Raw genomic sequence first — 18,736 nt, 5'->3', positions numbered from 1 at the left:
TTATTTATTAAAATCTATTGTTTATGTGATAAATAGTTTATTACCTTGCAGTTAACCAAATTATATTAACCTCATTTTTTTTAACATTAAATTACATTTATTATGAAAAAGAACTTTTTATCAGGATTTTCTGCTTTATTATTAATGCTTATTATGTTTGGGTCGTGTAAAAAAAACAGCACGGAAAGCACGCCTGCTGCAAATAATAACAGCACCCCAAAACATGGTTTAGGAGCCGTATTAAATCAAAAAGCTTATCTCGCCACACAGGTTGCGGATTTGGATCAGATCCGGACGAAACTCATTCAGATGGGGTATTTAAGCAAGCTTAGTGTTAATAGCACTAAATCTTTACCAGCCAGTATAATTCTAAATCACCCTGCTATCGGCGATCAGGGGCAAACAGGCACTTGTGTATCCTGGTCGTCAGGATATGCCTTAATGGGGACCTTAAATAATGAATTTCCCATTGCCAATGTATCCAACCCCAGAAGCGGATGGTACGTGTACCAAAAGGATCACTCGGCTAATAACGATTGTGACACCGACGACGGGATGTATGTAACAGGCGGGCTGGATATTTTACAAAATTACGGAGTGCCAGCCGCCAACCTAGATGCCAGCCTCGGATCGCCATGTCAGGCTCCTTCTTCTTCCGTTAATGCCAGCGCTGCTACAGACAAAAATGTAAGCAGTTATGCTGCTATCTCAACCGTTGCCGACATCAAGAACGCGTTAAGCATGAACCTGCCTGTAGAAATGGGCTTTAATGTATATGACAGTTTTGAAACAGCCTTTGACAACGGCACGGTTTACAAGAAAACCAGTGGCTCACTTTTAGGAGGGCATGCTATCTGTATCATTGGGTATAGTGATGCCAAAAATGCTGTTCTTATCCAGAACTCATGGGGCACATCAGGCGGGGATGCGCAAAATCCGGGATGTATGTGGCTTGATTATAGCGTATTTACGCAATCAAAATTAGGTATTGAGCTTTATGTGGCTCAGCCAAAATAACAGCTTGCTATAAGCTATTGGGTAAATTTGATTTTACCACAAAATTTTCGTAACTTTAAGGATACCACGGCCCGTTTCTCTGATAAAAGGAGAAACGGGCCGTTTTAATTAAGAGCAATATAAGCCAAAAATTGGTCAATTTTTATATAGTTATTTGACAGTCAATAAATTAATACTTTTTAAAGTTTCAAAAACCGCTCAAAATTGTGTTGGAATTTGTTAAAAAGTGTTAAAATGAGGGTTTTTCGAGCGGTTTTTGAGTCATTTTCATCCATTTTCGGCCAGAAAAGTGTTAAAATTCAAGGTTTAAAAAGTTTATTTTAGCATTTGCTCTTCTGTTATTATCTAATTTAATTACCGCCCCGGAAAGTAGTTAAAAACTTTGCCGCTCCTTTTAAAAAATCGGCTGTGCCTTCATCATCGTCATTTTTATCCGGTTGTGGTGTAAACTCTTTCTCGCTCTTGGCGATAACAATAGTGGCTACCCCGTTGCCTATCACGTTAGTGATAGCCCGCGCTTCGGACATAAAACGATCTACCCCCAGCAGTATCGCTACCCCCTCAACGGGGATCACCTTGATGGCTGTTAGGGTACTGGTTAACACAATGAACCCGCTGCCAGTTACGCCTGCCGCGCCTTTAGAGGTAACCATGAGGATGCCGATAATGGTGAGCTCCTGGAATAAGGATAAAGGGATATTGAAAACCTGGGCAAGGAATATAACACACATAGACAGGTATATGGTAGTACCATCTAAATTAAAAGAATACCCCGTGGGGATCACCAAGCCTACTACTGATTTGGAGCAGCCGAAAGTTTCCATCTTGTTCATCATACCCGGTAGAGCCGATTCGGAGGAGGAGGTTCCCAACACGATAAGGATCTCTTCTTTAATATGCTTCAGATATTTCCACAAGCTAAACTTAAACAGGTAACAGATGAGGTTAAGCACCACAAAAATAAACAGGAACATGGTGAGGTAAACCGAGCCCATGAGCAAAGCCAATGGTTTTAATGTTTTTAAACCATACTTGCTGATGGTAAAGGCCATGCCCCCAAAGGCGCCAATAGGGGCCACCTTCATCACAATCTTCATCACATTGAAGAATACTTTTGACAGCTTATCAAATAGTTGTATTACAGGTTGCCCGCTTTCGCCCATCAAACTCAGGCCGTAACCAAATAGTACCGCAAAAAACAGGATCTGTAAAATATCGCCTTTAGCAAAAGCCTCAAAAGCGTTGGAGGGTATAATGTGTGCGAAGAAATCACCCCAATGCATTTCAGCAGCAGCCTTTTCGTACACCACAATCTTACTGGCGTCAACAGTACCTTGCCGCACAAAGCCCGCGCCCGGTTTAAGAATGTTGGCTACTGTAACGCCGATAATGAGCGCGAAAGAGGTCACGATCTCAAAATAAAGGAGAGCCTTGCCGCCTACACGGCCAACCTTCTTCATATCGCTCATGCCAGCTATACCGAGTACGATGGTAAAAAATATGATCGGGGCTATCAGCATTGTGATCAGGCTGATGAACATTTTGCTGATCATCTCGGCCGTTGGTCCGAATTGTTTGAAATTCAGGCCCACAACAATGCCCAAAGCAATAGCAATAAGTACCTGGACGGTGAGGTTAGAGAAAAATCGTTTCATTATTCAATGATACGGTTTTAGGTTCAGGATACCAATATGGTTGTATTACCGGCGAAAATCTTCACCCGTAATTTTCTGCCGTTCACCGAAATTTTCCGGCATCTGGTCAAAAAGCTTTGGTTACTATAGCTTCCACACAGCAATTTTGAAGAAAAAACAACATTGCTATGAAAATTTTATCTACTCCCATTATATCATTAATAGTTTATCTACAGGAACATTCGCCGCTGTTTACACAACTGGTGGCTAATTTATTTACCTGAAAAAGTACCTGAGGATGCCGGGCCAATAATTGGCTAAAGTAAACGCATTCATCGGTAATTTTCCGCCGTTTACCGGAAGTTTAGCCGCCTTTACCTAAAAGCACTACTCCAAAACATATTCTGTTAGCACATTTGAACCATAAAATCGTCACATTATGAAAACTTTACTCGCCATACAAATTATTCACCTGGTTATGAAAGCCGCCCATCATGCCGAAGCATTGTGGCACTCTATTGGTCACCTGATAAAGTAATAAACTCCCGGAGCTGTAAAATTTTCGGGATAAAAATAAAACTCATGGTTATTTCATTATAGTAATGCATTTTTACCCTATGACAAAACAACCCATCATCACTGTAAATGACCTGGTGAAAAACTATGGCGACTTTGCAGCCGTAAAAGGCATTAGTTTTGAAGTATATGAGGGCGAAATTTTTGGTTTACTGGGCCCAAACGGTGCCGGTAAAACCACCACCCTCGAGATCATTGAAACCCTGCGCGAAAAAACATCGGGCCGCATTATTGTTGATGGCTTTGATATTGAAACCGATACCGATAGCATCAAAAAACGCATTGGCGTACAATTGCAGGCGGCAGGCTATTATCCCAATCTAAATCTATCAGAACTGATCACGCTATTCTCGGGCTTATACGGCATCGATAAAAGCCCCATGGAAATGCTGGAAAAAGTGGCGCTCACCGACAAGGCAAAAGCTAAATATAAAGACCTTTCAGGAGGGCAAAAGCAACGCTTTTCTATTGCTACAACACTGATTAATAACCCAAGGATCATTTTTTTGGATGAGCCTACAACCGGTCTTGACCCCCAGGCCCGCCGTAATTTGTGGGATCTGATCCGTGAGATCCGTGACCAGGGCACTACCGTGGTAATCACCACTCACTATATGGATGAGGCCGAAGTTTTATGTGACCGTGTAGCCTTTGTTGATGGCGGTTATATCATTGGTATCGATACCCCCGATCATTTTATTGATCAACTGGTAGCATCGGGCTTCGAGCGCAAAAAGCAAGTAAAGCTGGCCAACCTGGAAGATGTATTTATAAACCTCACCGGCAAAGAATGGCGGGAAGGGTAGGAGCCCGGGTAATAGTTTGCAGTTAAAAAAATGACTCAATGACGCCAACGACGAATGACCTAATGACTAAATTGAAATGAACCCAAAACCATACAGCAATACAAAAGCAACATTGGCTATAGCTAAAGCCAGTTTCCGGTCGATACTGCGCAGCCCTTCGGCGGTGGTATTTACGTTGGCTTTCCCTTTGATATTTATTATTGTTTTTGCCAATATCGGCGGCGGCGGTGTTACGGTTGATGTAGGGGTGGCCAAAACCTGCGATACCATTAGCCCGGTTTACCAGGCGCTAAAAAACGTGAAAGTGGTTCACCTGGTTAAGGATCAGTCGACCGAGGAGATGAACATGAACCTTTCAAAAGGGAGTATTGATGCTATTATCAACATACAAAAAAACAACACGAGGCCACCATTTACGGTTAATGTAGAATACACCAAGGCATCTGCCGAAAAAGGGAATATCCTGCGGTCGGTACTCAGCAATATTTATTACAACATTAATAACAATGCGCAGATCAATACCCCGCCGGTAGCCGAGATCAGGGAAACGACTATACAGGGCCGTGAGTATAAATACATTGATTTTATATTACCCGGGCAGTTAGGTTTCTCATTGTTGAGCAGTGGTGTATTTGGTACTGCGTTTGTGTTCCTGAGCTTACGTTTAACTCTGGTGATCAAACGTTTTTTTGCTACGCCGGTTAAGCGTTATAGTATTGTATTGGGTGAGGCATTAGCCAGGATGACGTTCTCTTTATTAGGTTCCCTTTTTATTATCCTGGTTGGCCACTACATGTTTGGTTTTACCCTGGTACATGGTGTAACTACCGTGCTTAATATGCTGGTGCTTTCGGCTATTGGGCTTATTATTTTTATGGGTTTTGGCTTTACCATATCAGGCATCGCCAAAAATGAAAGTACCGTGCCTCCGTTATCCAACATTATAACCCTGCCACAGTTTTTGCTGTCGGGCACATTCTTTTCGGTTACGGCATTTCCTAAATGGCTACAGGGTATCAGCAATGTGCTGCCGTTAACTCATTTGAACAACGCTATGCGTAAGGTTGCCTTTGAAGGAGTTGGTTTAGGCGATGTAACCCACCAGCTGTTTATATTGTTAATCTGGTTTGTAATTATATACGCTGTTGCCGTTAAAACCTTTAAATGGGAATAAAAAGAGTGTCGTTAACATAGTGATAATGCTTCCTTAATGTAAAATCTCAAGAACGAAAAATAAAAGTCGATTTCTTGCTTTGTTTATCAATTTTCCGCTGTATTCTTTAAAAAATCGTATTTTTGAACTGTATTTCAGATCATCATACTGGCAGCAGTAAACTATAAATAATTGTAGCTTATGAATATCGTTCATAATAAGGATATTGGGACAAAACAAAAAGCGCTTGCCATTAACCTCGACCCCTCAATTTATGGTTCCTTTGCCGAAATTGGTGCGGGCCAGGAGGTAGCTGCCAATTTTTTCAAAGCCGGTGCCTCATCGGGTACCATAGCCAAAACTATGTCGGCTTACGACATGATTTTTTCTGATGCTATTTATGGGGTACAGCAAACACGCCGCTATGTAAGCGAATCGCGGTTGATATCCATGCTTGATCATGAGTATGGTCTGCTGATCGAGCGCTTGGCCGCCTTGCGTGGCGATAATACAACTTTCTTTGCTTTTTCTGACACCTTCTCTGCTCTCAACTATCATAAAACAAACGAGGGGCACGGCTGGATGGGGGTTCGCTTCCAGTTAGAGCCTAACGGCGAGTTTAATGATGTGGTGATTCACGTAAAACTGTTGGATAATGATAATATCCTGCAGCAGCAGGCCGCGGGTATATTGGGTGTTAACCTGATATATGCCTGTTTCTATTATCATGAAATAGCCCCTGTGTTTTTACTTTCGCTGATAGATAACCTGTCCAGAGATCGTATCCAGATTGATATGATCAGTTTTGAAGGGCCCGATTTTACAAAGGTTGATAATCGTTTGATGAGTCTGCATTTGGTTAAGTTTGGCTTTTCCGACGCTGCTGTATTTGGCCCTGATGGTAAAAATCTGCAACCTACAGAGGCATTATATAAAAAACATGCTGTAGTGATACGCGGTCGTTTCCGTCCGGTTATCAATGTGCATATCGATATGCTAACTCAGGGCGTTAAGCAATTTCTACAGGAACCTGACGTAGATAAAAGTAATGTGATTGTTGTTACCGAACTTACGCTGCAATCATTAAAAGAACGGGATGCCGATCTCAACGCCGAGATTGATGAAAAAGATTTTCTTGACCGTGTAGATATTCTTTGCTCACTGGGGCAAACGGTATTGATCTCTAACTTTCACGAGTATTATAAGCTGGTAGCTTATTTATCCAAGATCACCAAGTTAAAAATGGGCGTGGTACTAGGTTACCCTAACCTGGAATACATTTTCTCGGAAGAACACTACCAGGATCTGCCGGGTGGTATCCTCGAGTCATTTGCCACCTTGTTTAGCCGTAAAGTAAAGCTATTTATCTATCCTACTTTACGCGATGGAATAATCTGGAATTGCCTGAAATTTTCGCTGCCCCCACATTTGATCGACCTATTCAGATACCTGATAGCCAATAATAAAATTGAAGATATCAGGCACTATAACGAAAATAACTTGAATGTTGAGACTGATAATGTATTACAGCTCATTAAACAGGGAGCAACCGGATGGGAAGAATATGTACCGGCTGAGGTAGCTACGATAATTAAAGAAAGGCATTTATTTGGCTATCCAGTAACGGCAGATGAAGCTAAACAAGACTTACCCGCTGCAAATGAAGACTCTGGAACAGTGAAGGATATTGCCTAAACGCGTACATCTCTCAAGGTTAGTTATGCGATGAATCCTTTTCTAACTTGGATAACGCCTCTTGTGCTTCTTTGTTATCCGGTTTCAGTTTAAGAGCTCTTTTATAAATCAATATTGCTTCAGTCTTTTTACCTGCTTTATTTAGTGCTTTGCCGTAGCTGTTGTACATGTCGGGATTGGTTGGGTTTAATAATAAATTAACCTTTAAGGCTTCCAAAGCTTTATCAGTATAGGAATCATTAAGCAATTCGTTGGCAATGAAATCCATTTCATGAGCACTATACCTATAATGAACTGTATCAGCCTGCATTTGAATTAAACGGCTTGCTGCAACATCGCTACCAGATTCAAACAGGATTTTGGCATATTTATCCGCAACGGATATTTTGACCTTCTCCTGCGGGGTATTATCTAAAATGCTGATCGCGTTTGATGCGGTTATAAAATTTGTACCACTTTGGGCATTATCTAAAATAATTACAGTCTGTTGCTTAGTCAGATTTCGTATAAATACGCTCCTTAACCCCTGTATAGCTCCGGTATGTAAAACAATTTTTTCAGAGGGTTTGACCTTTAATATAAACCATCCTAAACCGTATGAAACCCCGCCGCCGGCTACAACCTCTTGTTTGTTGTTTAATATTGTTGGTTTAAATGCTTCGTCCAGTATTTTGGCACTTACAAGCTTGTTATTATACAAAGCTTGGTCAAACTTTAGCAGATCGGTTGTTGTACTGATTACATTTCCTTGTCCCCAGAATATAGTGTAATTCTTATATATGTTAGCAATTTCAGGAATGGAATCTGTCAGTTTTAAATGAGGAGAGTAATGTTTTGGATACAGGTAACGATGAGTAACATCACTTTTTTGCGGTAATTGCGGACTGCTTAAATAGGTTTCGGTCATGCCTGCTGGAGTAAAAATGTACTTTTTAAGATAGGCATCAAATGGCATGTTTGATGTTTTTTCAACCAATAATGCCAGTAAATTATAGTTAATATTTGAATAACTATATTGGTCGCCAGGTTTAAAAGCCAAAGGTTTGGGGTATTGTTGTAAAGCTGGTATGATGTCGTGATAACCAAATTTTTTTTGTGGCTGTACCTTTAAAACTGTGTCAAAAACATCTTCCATATCCCTTGGTAAGCCGGAGGTGTGCGAAAGTAAATTCTTGATGGTAACATCAGCGTATGGGAAATTTGGAAAATACTTTTTGTAAGGCTCATTCAATTGGATCTTCTTTTTTTGAACTAACTGCAAAACAGCCGTGGAGGTAATAGTTTTTGAAACCGAGGCCAGAAAAAAAGCCGAATGATCAGTATTTAATATCTTATTCGCAATATCTGCATAACCAAAAGATTTTTTATATATCACCTTACCATGGTCTGCCACCAGTACATTGCCATTTATTTGTCCTGCAGTAAATTGACCATTAAACAGGCTATCTAATCTCTTTGAGAGGGCTTGCGCGTTTGCATAACTATAAACGACAGTTGTCAGGATAAGGAAAAGGAATTTTTTCATGGCATTAATAAGACTTATTTTATCATATTAACGTGACAAGAATTGATTGATAAATTTAATTCCGAATCACTTAACATTATCATAACATTAAATATCTTAAAATTAACATTTGGGTAATATTGTGGAAATATCTTTGCGGTAATAAACCTGCGTAAGATGTTAAAAGCCCCTATTGTAATAGTTGTAATTTTCGTGCTGTTAACAGCACATTCATTTCGTGCTCATGCCCAGGATTCCAAAGTAGGAACATGGGGAATTGCTACGGTTGTGCTCCCTGGCGACAGCAGTCACAAATGGGGTGGTTATTCCGAATTGCAAGTGCGTACCAATGGCCCTTTCAGTCAGTTTCAATACTACGAAGCCAAAGCAGGCGTGAGCTATGATATCAACAAAGACTTTACCGCATTATTAGGTACAGGCACTTATCACACTTATGACTTTGCCGATCTGGGCAGCGGCCCCAATACCAACGAATTCAGGTTATGGGAGCAAATGACGGTTAACCAGTTCCTATATCGCCTTAAGTTTGAACACCGTTACCGTATAGAACAACGCTGGGTTAACGGCGGCTATCGTAACCGTTTCAGATATAGATTAAACATGTTTGTGCCTTTAAATAATACAAAAATTATAGCTAAAACCTGGTTCATCTCTGTTTTTGATGAAGTATTCTTCAATAATAAAGCTCCAAATTTTGAACGTAACAGGATTTCGGCGGCATTGGGTTACCAGTTTGACAGTTCATGGATAGCGCAGGCCGGCTGGATAAATCAGCGTAATTATACGGCCACCCAAAGCAGCGGTAAAAATAATATCCTGCTGATGGTCATGTACCGCATCAATCGCAAGGGGGCCGGTCAGCGCGAGCATGTACCTACAACAACAGATTAATTAAGAGTCAAGATGTTAGAATCAAGAGTTAGGAAAAGCCTTACCTAATAATCATTTTTTCTCATCTTGATTCTTGACTCTAATATCTGAACTCTTTTTTGCGATTTCCTGAATTTGCTGTTAACTTAGCCCGCGGTTTACAAATTACAAATATCTGACAATAAAATATGAGCTTAATAATTGACGTACACGCCCGCCAGATCTTAGATTCGCGCGGTAACCCCACTGTGGAGGTAGAAGTTTTAACCGAGAACGGCGCTTTAGGTCGTGCTGCTGTACCTTCAGGTGCATCAACCGGTGCGCACGAAGCTGTTGAACTTCGCGATAACGATAAATCAAAATACATGGGCAAAGGTGTTTTAAAAGCCGTTGCCAACGTAAATGAAATTATTGCCCCAGAATTGAAAGGCATTGATGTTTTTGAACAAAATGCTATCGATGCCATCATGATCGAGATTGACGGTACCGAAAACAAAGGCAAACTTGGCGCTAACGCTATTCTAGGTGTTTCTTTGGCCGTTGCCAAAGCAGCAGCTCAGGAAAGCCGTCAGCCTTTATACCGCTACATTGGTGGTGTAAACGCCAATACTTTACCTATCCCAATGATGAACATCATCAACGGTGGTTCTCACTCTGATGCGCCTATCGCGTTCCAGGAATTTATGATCATGCCGGTTGGCGCGCCATCTTTTTCTGAAGCATTGCGTTGGGGTACCGAAGTATTCCATAACCTGAAAAAGATCCTGCATGACCGTGGTCTTTCTACCGCAGTCGGTGACGAAGGTGGTTTCGCACCAACCTTTGATAGCACCGAAGATGCTGTTGAAACCGTTTTAAAAGCTATTGAAAAAGCAGGTTACAAGGCCGGTGAGGATATTTTCCTTGCGTTTGATTGTGCCGCATCTGAGTTTTACAAAGATGGTAAATACGATTATACCAAGTTTGAAGGCGAAAAAGGTGCCATCCGCACCAGCGCCGAGCAGGTAGAATATTTGGCCGAATTAGCATCTAAATACCCTGTAATTTCCATTGAAGATGGTATGCACGAAGATGATTGGGCTGGCTGGAAATTATTAACCGAAAAATTAGGTGCCAAAGTACAATTAGTGGGTGATGATTTGTTTGTAACCAACACCACACGTTTACAAAAAGGTATCACCGAAGGTATTGCTAACTCTATCCTGGTAAAAGTAAACCAGATAGGTTCATTAACAGAAACTATCAACGCGGTAAGCTTAGCTCAAACTAATGGCTACACTTCTGTAATGAGCCATCGCTCCGGCGAAACTGAAGATGCAACCATCGCCGATCTTGCTGTAGCTTTAAATTGCGGTCAGATCAAAACCGGTTCAGCTTCACGTTCAGACAGGATCGCGAAATACAACCAGTTATTACGCATTGAAGAAGAATTGGGTAGCAATGCAAAATTCATAGGTAAGAATTTCAAATTCTACAAAAAATAATTCAACTTATCAAAGAGCCATCTGCTTAAAAACAGGTGGCTCTTTTTTAATTGGTATAGATGGGAAAGAACAAACAGCCCGAATGGTTAAAACGGGAAATACAGTACTTTAATAAAGCCGACGAATCCTTAGCTGGCGAAGCTGAGCTTAGGCCTATGGAGCTGTCCATCCTGCAAAACTATTTTGAGGCCGATGCCGACGATCCCATATTTGATACCTATCAGTTGGAGCCTGTCGACGCTACTTTTTTAAAACCATATACCACCTTGGAATTTGATTTTGACAAGTACGATTACTGGCTGGCAGCCTATACCAATAACTGGGAGCAAACCAAACGTGATAAGGGTTTCATGGGCGAATATCCACTTCCTAAGCAGTAGCCTCCCAATAATTTAACCACACCACCTACGTTATTACCTAACACATATACGAACACATTAATGAACAAGAAATGGGTTTTGAGGGGCCTGGTCATAGTATTGATCCTGGTTGCTGATATCGGTTTAGATAGAATCTCCAAGAACTATATACGCCATAACTTTCGCTATTACGAAGAGATACTGCCTTTCAAAAATAATCTTCATTACCTCATTACCCGGGTTGAAAATACCGGCGCTTTTTTAAGTCTGGGTGATTCATTAGGTAACCCCTGGCGATTTATGCTTCTCACGCTAATGCCGGCAGCGGTACTGTTATTTGGCCTGGCTTATATCGTTATCAAAACCAACCTGCATAAACTAACTGTGCTGGGTATTCTGCTGGTACTTGCCGGTGGTATGGGTAACCTTTACGACCGTTGGGTTTATGGCGGTGTAACCGATTTTATGCTTATCAAATATCCCTGGTTTAAAACAGGGGTGTTCAATGTAGCCGATGTTTCCATCATGATAGGAGTGGGTCTGTTATTACTCCAGTCGTTTTTAAATGACAGGGGATCCAAAAATAAAAAGTCCGAAAATAATCCCGAAAAAGTGGCGGTTTAATTTAACCCCTGGGTTACCTAAAAACTTTTTAAACCTTAAATTTTAACACTTTTTTAGTCAAAACAGGCTAAAAATACTTCACTTTTGGCCACTTTAACTAAATTTTAACGCCATTTTAACACTTTTTAACAAATTTTTGATGGGTTTTGAAAGGTTTAAAAAGTATTAATTTATTGATTGTCAAATAGCTATCTGATAAATGGTCGATTTTTGACCCTTTTATCCCTTAACTAAACAGCCCGAATTTCCTTTTTTCAGAAACCCGGGCTGCTATGTATACAAATATACGAAAACAAAAGGAGATATTTGAGTCATCTGCACATTTGAAATTTGCACATCCGCACATTTGTTAGCATCTTCAATAAAAAGCGTATCTTTGCAAAAAAGATTACATAATCGCTTACGGTTTTGATCACCGAAACTCTTCAGACCCGCTTATGCTTTGGCGATAGCACATACACATTACAATCATTACATGTCATTCGAAAATTTAAATTTAATTGAGCCCTTATTAAAGGCTTTAAAAACAGAGGGATATACCTCACCAACCCCTATACAGGCGCAAGCTATACCTATTGTATTGCAACGACGCGACCTTTTAGGCTGCGCTCAAACCGGTACCGGTAAAACCGCTGCCTTCGCGCTACCTATTTTGCAATTGTTGCATGAAGATAGAATACAGCATAAGGAGCAAAAGACCATTAAGGCGCTTATTCTTACACCAACCCGCGAACTGGCTATACAAATTGCCGAAAGCTTTACTGCTTATGGTAAACATACCGGCTTAAAAAACCTGGTTATTTTTGGCGGTGTTTCACAAAACCCGCAGGTTGACGCTTTAAGGCGCGGTGTGGATATTCTGATAGCCACCCCGGGTCGTTTGCTCGACCTGGTGAACCAACGTTACGTACACCTGGAGCATGTAAAAATGCTGATCCTGGATGAGGCCGACCGTATGCTGGACATGGGATTTGTGCATGATGTTAAAAAAATCATCACTAAAATACCTGCTAAAAGGCAAACCCTGTTCTTTTCGGCAACCATGCCTAAAGAGATACAGCAACTGGCGGATAGCATTTTGTCTGATCCCGAAAGAATAGAAGTTACCCCGGTATCTTCCACTGCCGATACCATACAGCAGTCGCTTTTTTATGTAGATAAAAACGATAAAAAATCATTGCTGATCCATATCCTGAAAGATAAAAACATAAAAACCGCCCTGGTATTTACCCGTACCAAACACGGTGCCGATAAGGTGGTGAAGGATCTGGTGCGCGCCGGTATTACTGCCGAGGCCATCCACGGCAATAAATCACAAAACGCGCGTCAGCGGGCTCTTAGCAATTTCAAAAATCGCACAACACGTGTACTAATCGCTACCGATATTGCGGCCCGTGGTATTGATATCGACGAGCTGACCCACGTAATCAACTACGAGATCCCTAACATCCCCGAAACCTATGTACACCGTATTGGCCGTACCGGTCGTGCGGGAGCAAGTGGTATCGCGCTTTCTTTTTGCGATGAAGATGAAATAGAATTTTTAAAAGACATCCATAAGCTGATAGCTAAAGAGATCCCTGTGGAAGAAGGGCACCCTTACCCGCTTAGTCCTGTAGCTATAGCTGCCGGCCTTGGCGCCAAAAAAGGAACGGCTAATGCCAACTTACGTAACGGGTCATCAGGCCGGAGCGGTGGTGGTAACAAACGTCGTGGCGGTAATGGTGGAGGCGGCAATCGTTCAGGTGGTGGTAACCGTTCGGGTGGTGGCAACAGTCGCGGTGGCAGTAATAAACCAGGCGGCGGAAGCGGCATGAGCGGAGCCAGTCGCTCATCAGGCGGAAACAGGCATTAAGTTGATTGGTTGATTAAGTGAGTTATTGATTGAGTTAACTTAGATGAACCGTTAATACGTAGTTTATTGAAGTAGAACCCAATCAACTAACAAGCAATTCTATTGTTAATAAGTTAATAAGCATATTTGTACCTCTACAATTTTTTAAATAGCTTTAAATGAAATTTATAGAGCCAATATCCATGAAACGCCTCATTAACCTGGTAAAGAATAAGTTTTTTCTGGTTACCATGGCTTTTTTAGTGTGGATGATATTCTTCGACAAAAACGATCTGTTTTCGCAGTACGAATATCGCCGCCAGGTAAATAAGCTAAAACAAGAACGCGATTTTTATAAAAAAGAGATCGACCAGGTAACCAAAGAATTGGACGAACTAACCTCGAACCCCCAAAAACTCGAAAAATTTGCCCGCGAAAAATACCTCATGAAAAAAGACAATGAGGACGTTTATGTGATCGTGCACGAGAAAAAGGAGAAATAGGGTTTTTAGAACCAAGAGATAAGAGTCAAGAATTAAGATATAGAAAGCGGTGGGTTTTACCCAGCGCTTTCTATATGAAATTGAAATTCGAAAACTGGGTGTTGGAACGATAAGGGATAGTCAAAAAGTGTAGCCCTGCGCGATTCCCTCCCAACGGGCTACTGTGTGGACACATCTTTTTTTGATTAAAAAGTCCTCATTATAGTTAAATTAAACAAATAGAGGTGTCATTTCGAACGAGGAACGAGGAGAAATCTTCTGCGACTGATACGAACTTTGCATACCAAACACGTATAGCGCAGAAGATTTCTCCTCACTCCAGGCGCGAGCCCACGCTTGTTCGTTCGAAATGACATTTTTCAAAAAGATGTGTCCACACGGTAGCCCGTTGGGAGGGAATCGCACTGGGCTTGAGCTCTTTATTTCTAATATACTTATTTTGCAGTTTTATTTCCATCATACCACCTCCACAACCGCGTGCTTCTTACTATGTCTCCAGCGATGTAATAACTTATCCCTAACTCTCAGGGATGGCTTTTCGATAGTGTATCTTAGTATCAATGCACTTGCGATAGTGCTGAGGAGGCAGCAAAGCATCATCAGGTTGCTGTTTTTGTCGATACCGGTTTTTTGGAGCAGACTTTGGGTAAGATGGATCACCAGTTTGTGCGAAAGATAGATGCTATAGGATAGGGTGGCCAATTGAGCCGTAATGGCAGATTGGCGGCGATATAAGAAATTGAAAGGACAAACGATGGCTGCCAAAATTAATCCATACCCCAGCGAAACCAGGGGAAAACCCCAGATGGTGCTGATTAAGCTTTCATTCGGTGAGCAAACAAAATAAGCGGCTATTAAAACTACCAAGCCCAGTAGCATCAGAAGGTGATTATACCTGTTTGCTATTTCTTTTACGCGCGGATAAAAAGTATAGGCGCCGGCAATGCTCACACCGATAAGTAATCCGTCTAAGCGGTTGTAGGTAGGGTAGTAAATCACCTGGTGCCATATCGCTCCAAAATCATCTTCGGCGATGTGCGGCTCTGCAAAATAGTGCCAGCCGGTGTACCTGATCACAAAACCGGCAATAAACAATCCCGCGAGGATGTAAATGGCTTTTTTACCCGCTTTAAAATAGTTGAGCAGCCAAAAGGTTAAAGGCAGTATTAAATAAAACTGCTCCTCCACGCATAACGACCAGGCGTGGGTAAAGGTGCCGGTGGTTTTCAGATCTAAACCAAAATTTAGGGTAAAAGTGAGGTATTTCCAGATTGGGGCCATGTGTTCCCGCTCACGCAGGGATGGAATGACGGTATATAATAGCAGCACTACCAGGTAAGGTGGAATGATCCGGAAAAAACGTTTGGCGAAAAACTCGCGCACATTGATGACTTTGCCTTTTTTGATGGTATTAAAAAGCTGCCCGGCGATCAAAAATCCGCTTAAAACAAAAAACAGGTCGACACCCGTCCAGCCAAAGCCGCCGATCTTACTTACCCATTCCGGATGCCCGAACAGTTGATAATGAAACAGCAGAACATAGGTAATAGCCAAGGCCCGTAAATGATCTAAACCCAATAATTTATGTTTATCGGATATGCTGGCGGTGCTAGTGTCTGACATGAAATGTGATTGGGGAATTTAAGTCGTAATTTATTGAATAAACAGCAAGAATAATAGGGGATGTTAGCTATTTCTATAAAAAAAGTTTGTCATTTCGATAGAGCTTGGGTAGGTATGAGCGTTGTGCGAAAGAGAAATCTTCTGCTTAATACAAATCTTCAGTCGCAGAAGATTTCTCCTCGTACCTCGTTCGAAATGACAAACTTCTTATTAATTATGGTTCAGTGATAAAACTAATGACAAGCTCCAATAACATTGGCTACTGTCTTATCTCTTGCTTCTGTACCTACCCTAAACCTCGCCTTCCCGCTTGCGTAAAAACCATTCGCCGGATAGTAATAGGAGTATCAGTACAAATATCCATTTTACATCAATGATGTCGCTGTAGTGTTTGTCTTGGTAAACAACGGTTTTGATGTTGTCGTTCTTGCGGATGAGATCAGCAAGCTGATTGATCTGGTTGGGGTGTAGCATCTGACCGCCGCTTTGTTTGGCTATGGTGTTTAGCAGCTGATGATTGGCAGCGCTTTGACGGGTTTCCAGATTAAGCGGTTTTACGGTCAATTGTCCGCTGGCGCTAAAGCGTTGGGTTCCATTCTGGGTAGTGGCATTATAACTGTACTCGCCAATGGGCAGTGTACCGGCATCCAACTGGTAGCTTTGCCCGCTGCGGCTAAACAAGAAACTATAATTTTTACCTGCCTGGTTTTTTAGTTCGATTCTAACATCGGGCGTATTGATCAGCTCCAGGGCATCGTTATAGAGTTCAGCGTTCAGGATCACATTTTCGCCCTCGTCAAAAACGTTACGGGCTGGGTACACCCGGAAGCGTTGGCGGTTGGCATTGGCGGTTAAATACTGCACGGTTTGGCTCAGCAGTTCATCGGTAGTGTTGCGATTGCCGTAGTTCTGGTATTCGGCCAGTTGCCAGCGCCATAAACCCTCGCCGGCGAGTATAGCAGTGCGGTGTCCGGCATTATCGGCAAAAGCCAGCAGGGGATAGGTGGTAGCTATCGCGCCAATTTTTTGTTTTAACAACACAGCGGTATTGGCGGCTGTGCCGTAGCTGCCAAAAGGTGCCAGCAAAGGCGGCATTACGGCTATTTTTTTACGAGCTGAGTCGGACAGGGTAAAGGCCGAAAAGCCGGTTTCGGGCAGGGCCAGCACCTCCTGCAATTCGGAACGGCCCGCGCTGATCTTGACGCTGTTTTGCTCAGCATTAAAAGCTTGCAGATCGGTTTGCGAACCCAACATATACCAAACTGGCGTTTTGCTTTTGGCAATAAAGTTTCTTAGTGGCGCGTATTCTCCCGCCGGGATCTGGTAAAGGATAATCAGACTGTAATCCGAAAGTTTAATACCGGCAATATCCGTGAGCAGTGTGGTTTTTACATCGAAGTTTTTGTTGGTTTCAATGGCCTGTTTAATCACGGTAATATCCGGATGCGGACTGCGGTACACCACCAGCACATTTTGGCGGGCATCCAGCACATCCACATAAATGGTTTCGGTATTGTTTTGGGTAGACAGTTCGTTTTTAACCGGGGCAATGCTGATATTATATTTCCTCAGTCCCTTTTTATTAGCAGTTAATTTGATGGGAATAGTCTTTTTAAAGTCGGCCGAAGTAACGGGGATGGTTTGGGTGAATACCTGTTTGGCGTCTTCGGTAACCGTAAGATGTATATTCTCGGCTTTGCTTTGGTAAGCCGCGGCTAAAACCTCTATTTCAAAATCGTTACCCAAAAAGGCGGTTTTGTTATAATTAACGTTACCGATAAGCAGGTCGCGTTTGGCAACGGTATCGCCCAGCGCAATGGTATAAATACTGGTTTTGATGTTTTTAGCTTCGTACTGCGGATCGTTACCCTGGTTGTACAAACCATCGGTGGCTAAAATCAGGGCGCCAATATTTTGGTTTACAAAGCGGTTATTGAGTTGTTGCAAGGCTCCTGCAATATCAGTTTGTTTACCATTGAATTTATCGGACAGGCCATTAGCCAGGTCTTTGCTAAAATTAAATTCCTGCACATCATATTTATCGCCCAGCTGTTGTTTGAGTTTAGCCAGATCGCTTACGAATTGAGTGGAATTAAAACCGGCAGGTTTAAATGTATTGATGGAGGATGAATTATCCTGAGCGATAAGCACCAAAGGTTTCTGCGGATCATATTTAATGGTTTTCACCAGCGGCGAAACCAGTAGCATAGCGATGATAAACACCACCAGCGCACGAAGAACGGCTAACCACAACCTGAAATTTTTACCCAGATTAACCGGTTGCCGGTATAATAGCCAGGCATATACTATGCCGAGTATTAAACAAACAGGCACCCACCATCCGGAAACTGACCCCCAGGTTATTGAAAACATTTTATTTTACGTTGTAAGTATAACGTAATACGTATTACGTTCAGCTGCAAAATGCGAAATTATTGTGAAATGCGGGGAATACCTTTTAAAATTGATGAGGCTGCATAAATTATGATCCACCTCTTTTTTCTTTGATCTATCCGGATACTCAATCACGAATTGATGTATAGTCTGGGGTTGGATTGACTCAATTAACAAAAAGTGGGTTTACATTGTTTACACAATTTATGGTTAACATTGATTTATATATTTGATAATCAATTAATTATGTATTTTTTTTGAAAAAACATGTAAACCCACTTTTGTGTGATTTGAGATTTACGAAGTTTCAAAAACTTCGATTTCTATGATCTATGCAAGTAAATTTTGATAATTATTTTCATAGTGTGAGTTGTGATTAACGCAGGCAAATATTCTTAGTATAAGTTTGTTTCTAACGGCGTTGATCACACTCATTTTATTCTTCTTTTGCTCGTTTACTTTTCGCTGATAATATTGTTTCAGATCTTGGTTGTATTGTATAGCGACAATGGCCGACATATGTAAAAGTGTTTTTACTTTTTTATTTGCCATGTGTGATACTCTGCCTTTCCCTTTGAATATACCTGATTCTTCCACAAAAGGTGCTACGCCGGCATAACAAGCGTATTGTTTAGGAGT

The 18,736-nt window shown here is 41.6% G+C and carries 15 protein-coding genes; 10 read left to right on the top strand and 5 right to left on the bottom strand.

Features of this window, described 5'->3' with window-relative positions:
• Nucleotides 1-102: 102 nt before the first annotated feature.
• A complete protein-coding gene (locus tag BW976_RS23970; protein ID WP_076377319.1) occupies nucleotides 103-1,017 on the top strand; it encodes a C1 family peptidase in 915 nt (304 codons plus the stop codon).
• A 350-nt stretch (nucleotides 1,018-1,367) separates the two neighbouring features.
• On the opposite strand, the gene BW976_RS23965 is transcribed toward BW976_RS23970, so the two are convergent.
• Nucleotides 1,368-2,672, bottom strand: a complete 1,305-nt coding sequence (locus BW976_RS23965) for a dicarboxylate/amino acid:cation symporter (protein WP_084192337.1) — start codon at nucleotides 2,670-2,672, stop codon at nucleotides 1,368-1,370.
• Between the two features lie 596 nt (nucleotides 2,673-3,268).
• On the opposite strand from BW976_RS23965, the gene BW976_RS23960 reads away from it, so the two are divergent.
• The 3 genes from BW976_RS23960 to BW976_RS23950 all read left to right on the top strand — a co-directional run bounded on the left by BW976_RS23960 (nucleotide 3,269) and on the right by BW976_RS23950 (nucleotide 6,881).
• A complete protein-coding gene (locus BW976_RS23960) occupies nucleotides 3,269-4,033 on the top strand; it encodes an ABC transporter ATP-binding protein (protein ID WP_076377317.1) in 765 nt (254 codons plus the stop codon).
• 76 nt (nucleotides 4,034-4,109) lie between these two features.
• The gene (locus tag BW976_RS23955) at nucleotides 4,110-5,207 is read left to right on the top strand and encodes an ABC transporter permease (protein WP_076377315.1); all 1,098 of its coding nucleotides are present in this window, start codon (nucleotides 4,110-4,112) and stop codon (nucleotides 5,205-5,207) included.
• 180 nt (nucleotides 5,208-5,387) lie between these two features.
• Nucleotides 5,388-6,881: a nicotinate-nucleotide adenylyltransferase gene (locus BW976_RS23950; RefSeq protein WP_076377313.1), complete on the top strand. Its 1,494-nt coding sequence runs from the start codon at nucleotides 5,388-5,390 to the stop codon at nucleotides 6,879-6,881.
• A gap of 19 nt (nucleotides 6,882-6,900) precedes the next feature.
• On the opposite strand, the gene BW976_RS23945 is transcribed toward BW976_RS23950, so the two are convergent.
• Entirely contained in the window at nucleotides 6,901-8,406 is a 1,506-nt protein-coding gene (locus BW976_RS23945; protein ID WP_076377311.1) for a serine hydrolase domain-containing protein, read from the bottom strand.
• Between the two features lie 156 nt (nucleotides 8,407-8,562).
• Here BW976_RS23945 and BW976_RS23940 point away from each other — a divergent pair, with 156 nt between their 5' ends.
• The 6 genes from BW976_RS23940 to BW976_RS23915 all read left to right on the top strand — a co-directional run bounded on the left by BW976_RS23940 (nucleotide 8,563) and on the right by BW976_RS23915 (nucleotide 14,080).
• Nucleotides 8,563-9,297, top strand: coding sequence for a DUF2490 domain-containing protein (locus tag BW976_RS23940; protein WP_076377309.1), 735 nt, complete (start codon nucleotides 8,563-8,565; stop codon nucleotides 9,295-9,297).
• 167 nt (nucleotides 9,298-9,464) lie between these two features.
• The gene (gene eno, locus BW976_RS23935) at nucleotides 9,465-10,760 is read left to right on the top strand and encodes a phosphopyruvate hydratase (protein ID WP_076377307.1); all 1,296 of its coding nucleotides are present in this window, start codon (nucleotides 9,465-9,467) and stop codon (nucleotides 10,758-10,760) included.
• Nucleotides 10,761-10,819: 59 nt separating this feature from the next.
• The gene (locus tag BW976_RS23930) at nucleotides 10,820-11,140 is read left to right on the top strand and encodes a DUF7683 domain-containing protein (protein WP_076377305.1); all 321 of its coding nucleotides are present in this window, start codon (nucleotides 10,820-10,822) and stop codon (nucleotides 11,138-11,140) included.
• Between the two features lie 60 nt (nucleotides 11,141-11,200).
• Complete coding sequence (gene lspA, locus BW976_RS23925) at nucleotides 11,201-11,743, top strand: signal peptidase II (protein ID WP_076377303.1); 543 nt, start codon at nucleotides 11,201-11,203, stop codon at nucleotides 11,741-11,743.
• A 475-nt stretch (nucleotides 11,744-12,218) separates the two neighbouring features.
• The gene (locus BW976_RS23920) at nucleotides 12,219-13,598 is read left to right on the top strand and encodes a DEAD/DEAH box helicase (RefSeq protein ID WP_076377301.1); all 1,380 of its coding nucleotides are present in this window, start codon (nucleotides 12,219-12,221) and stop codon (nucleotides 13,596-13,598) included.
• A gap of 182 nt (nucleotides 13,599-13,780) precedes the next feature.
• Nucleotides 13,781-14,080: an FtsB family cell division protein gene (locus BW976_RS23915; RefSeq protein ID WP_076377582.1), complete on the top strand. Its 300-nt coding sequence runs from the start codon at nucleotides 13,781-13,783 to the stop codon at nucleotides 14,078-14,080.
• A 456-nt stretch (nucleotides 14,081-14,536) separates the two neighbouring features.
• Here the strand turns inward: BW976_RS23915 and BW976_RS23910 are convergent, their stop codons facing one another.
• The 3 genes from BW976_RS23910 to BW976_RS23900 all read right to left on the bottom strand — a co-directional run.
• Nucleotides 14,537-15,703, bottom strand: coding sequence for an acyltransferase family protein (locus BW976_RS23910; protein ID WP_076377299.1), 1,167 nt, complete (start codon nucleotides 15,701-15,703; stop codon nucleotides 14,537-14,539).
• Nucleotides 15,704-15,994: 291 nt separating this feature from the next.
• Complete coding sequence (locus tag BW976_RS23905) at nucleotides 15,995-18,076, bottom strand: vWA domain-containing protein (protein WP_076377297.1); 2,082 nt, start codon at nucleotides 18,074-18,076, stop codon at nucleotides 15,995-15,997.
• A 351-nt stretch (nucleotides 18,077-18,427) separates the two neighbouring features.
• The coding region (locus BW976_RS23900; RefSeq protein WP_139332414.1) for a transposase at nucleotides 18,428-18,736 on the bottom strand (309 nt) is incomplete at its 5' end.

It is taken from the genome of Mucilaginibacter lappiensis, assembly GCF_900155965.1.
Taxonomy (GTDB): Bacteria; Bacteroidota; Bacteroidia; order Sphingobacteriales; family Sphingobacteriaceae; genus Mucilaginibacter; species Mucilaginibacter lappiensis.
This window is presented reverse-complemented; position numbering and strand designations above follow the sequence as displayed.

Excerpts from the sequence above, each read along its gene's own strand:
- BW976_RS23970 (WP_076377319.1), top strand. The coding sequence starts at position 103 with ATGAAAAAGAACTTTTTATCAGGATTTTCTGCTTTATTATTAATGCTT.
- BW976_RS23965 (WP_084192337.1), bottom strand. The coding sequence starts at position 2,672 with ATGAAACGATTTTTCTCTAACCTCACCGTCCAGGTACTTATTGCTATT.
- BW976_RS23960 (WP_076377317.1), top strand. The coding sequence starts at position 3,269 with ATGACAAAACAACCCATCATCACTGTAAATGACCTGGTGAAAAACTAT.
- BW976_RS23955 (WP_076377315.1), top strand. The coding sequence starts at position 4,110 with ATGAACCCAAAACCATACAGCAATACAAAAGCAACATTGGCTATAGCT.
- BW976_RS23950 (WP_076377313.1), top strand. The coding sequence starts at position 5,388 with ATGAATATCGTTCATAATAAGGATATTGGGACAAAACAAAAAGCGCTT.
- BW976_RS23945 (WP_076377311.1), bottom strand. The coding sequence starts at position 8,406 with ATGAAAAAATTCCTTTTCCTTATCCTGACAACTGTCGTTTATAGTTAT.
- BW976_RS23940 (WP_076377309.1), top strand. The coding sequence starts at position 8,563 with ATGTTAAAAGCCCCTATTGTAATAGTTGTAATTTTCGTGCTGTTAACA.
- eno (WP_076377307.1), top strand. The coding sequence starts at position 9,465 with ATGAGCTTAATAATTGACGTACACGCCCGCCAGATCTTAGATTCGCGC.
- BW976_RS23930 (WP_076377305.1), top strand. The coding sequence starts at position 10,820 with ATGGGAAAGAACAAACAGCCCGAATGGTTAAAACGGGAAATACAGTAC.
- lspA (WP_076377303.1), top strand. The coding sequence starts at position 11,201 with ATGAACAAGAAATGGGTTTTGAGGGGCCTGGTCATAGTATTGATCCTG.
- BW976_RS23920 (WP_076377301.1), top strand. The coding sequence starts at position 12,219 with ATGTCATTCGAAAATTTAAATTTAATTGAGCCCTTATTAAAGGCTTTA.
- BW976_RS23915 (WP_076377582.1), top strand. The coding sequence starts at position 13,781 with ATGAAACGCCTCATTAACCTGGTAAAGAATAAGTTTTTTCTGGTTACC.
- BW976_RS23910 (WP_076377299.1), bottom strand. The coding sequence starts at position 15,703 with ATGTCAGACACTAGCACCGCCAGCATATCCGATAAACATAAATTATTG.
- BW976_RS23905 (WP_076377297.1), bottom strand. The coding sequence starts at position 18,076 with ATGTTTTCAATAACCTGGGGGTCAGTTTCCGGATGGTGGGTGCCTGTT.